Origin of the sequence: Acidiphilium sp. PM (genome assembly GCF_000219295.1) — a bacterium.
GTDB lineage: Bacteria > Pseudomonadota > Alphaproteobacteria > Acetobacterales > Acetobacteraceae > Acidiphilium > Acidiphilium multivorum.
Map to the genome: position 1 here is coordinate 1 of NZ_AFPR01000135.1, position 1855 is coordinate 1855.

Consider the following 1855-nt stretch of genomic DNA (forward strand, 5'->3'; position numbering starts at 1 on the left):
GGCGCGGGTCGACCGGGCGAAGGCCGCGGCGATCGCCCCGGTGCGCGCAGCACTCGCCGCCAACCCGGTTACGGCGCGGATGATCGTTTCGGGCTACGAGGGCTCGGAGCTGCTGGTCGCACGGCTGCTGATCGAGGCGGGGGCGGAGATCCCCTATGTCGGCACCGCGCTGCCGGCGACGCCGTGGAGCGAGGCGGACCGCGCCTGGCTTGCCCAGCAGGGCACGCATGTGCAGTTCCGCGCCTCGCTCGAACAGGATTGCGCGGCGCTGCGCGACGTTCGCCCCGACCTTGCCTTCGGCACCACGCCGCTGGTGCAGGCGGCGAAGGAGGCGGGTGTGCCGGCCGTCTATTTCACCAACATCGTGTCATCGCGGCCGATCTTCGGCGCATCCGGTGCCGCGGCACTCGCTGCCATCGTCGCGGCGCAGACGCGCGGGCGCGAGCGGTTCGGCCGGATGATCGGGTTCTTCGCCGGCGATGCGGCGCAGGCGGAGGAGGTTTCCTGATGCTGGTGCAGGATCATGACCGGGCGGGCGGGTATTGGGGCGCTGTCTACGCCTTCGCCGCGATCAAGGGGTTGCGCGTCGTCATCGACGGGCCGGTGGGTTGCGAGAATCTGCCGGTGACGGCGGTGCTGCACTATACCGACGCGCTGCCGCCGCACGAGCTGCCGATCGTGGTGACGGGGCTCGACGAGGAATCGCTCTCGATGAGCGGCACCGAGGGGCCGATGAAGCGCGCCGCCGGGATCGGCAACCAGAAGATTCCCGCCGTCGTCGTTACCGGGTCGATCGCCGAGATGATCGGCGGCGGGGTGACGCCGGAGGGCTCGAACCTGCGGCGCTTCCTGCCGCGCACGATCGACGAGGACCAGTGGCAGTCCGCCGACCGGGCGATGGTGTGGCTGTGGAACGAGTTCGGCAACGCGAAGGCGAAGCGCCCGGAGCGCAAGGCGGGCAAGCCGCGCGTCAACATCATCGGGCCGATCTACGGCACGTTCAACATGCCCTCCGATCTCGCGGAGATCCGCCGGCTGGTCGAGGGGATCGGCTGCGAGGTCAACCTGACCTTCCCGCTCGGCGCCGACCTCAAGGACACGCCGCTGCTGGCCGATGCGGATGTCAATGTCTGCCTCTATCGCGAATTCGGCCGCAAGCTCTGCGAGGCGCTGGGCAAGCCCTACCTGATGGCGCCGATGGGGATTTTCGCGACGACGAATTTCCTGCGCAAGCTCGGCGAGCTCGCCGGTGTCGATCCCGAGCCGTTCATCGCCCGCGAGAAGGAGACCACGATCAAGCCGATCTGGGATCTGTGGCGGAGCGTGACGCAGGATTTCTTCGCGACCTCGTCGTTCGGGGTGGTGGCGACCGAGACCTATGCCCGCGGCCTGCGCCGCCTGCTCGAGGAGGAGCTCGGCATTGCGTGCAGCTTCGCGATCGCCCGTCGCCCCGGGGTGAAGCCGGACAACGACGCGGTGCGCGCGGCGATGGCGGCGACCCCGCCGCTGGTGCTGTTCGGCTCGTATAACGAGCGGATGTATGCGGCGGAGCGCGGCGGCCGCTCGGTCTATATTCCGGCGTCGTTTCCGGGGGCGATCATCCGCCGCGCGACCGGCACGCCGTTCATGGGGTATGCGGGTGCGACCTATGTCGTGCAGGAATACTGCAACGCGCTGTTCGACGCGCTGTTCAACATCCTGCCGCTCGGCGCCGATCTCGACCGGATCGAGCCGACGCCGGCGCGCGCCGATGCGGGCGAGGCCTGGGCCCCTGATGCGGCCGCGGCGCTCGACCGGCATCTCGCCCATGAGCCGTTCCTGATCCGGATTTCCGCAGCCAAGCGCCTGCGCGACC

2 protein-coding genes are annotated in these 1855 nt (G+C 69.6%); both read left to right on the forward strand.

The features are described 5' to 3' along the window. A partial coding sequence (locus APM_RS06750; protein ID WP_007422605.1) for a nitrogenase component 1 occupies positions 1-508 on the forward strand: 508 nt, incomplete at its 5' end. Continuing rightward, on the forward strand, positions 508-1855 hold a 1348-nt coding region (gene bchZ / locus APM_RS06755), incomplete at its 3' end, for a chlorophyllide a reductase subunit Z (RefSeq protein ID WP_007422606.1). The genes APM_RS06750 and bchZ, both read left to right, overlap by 1 nt.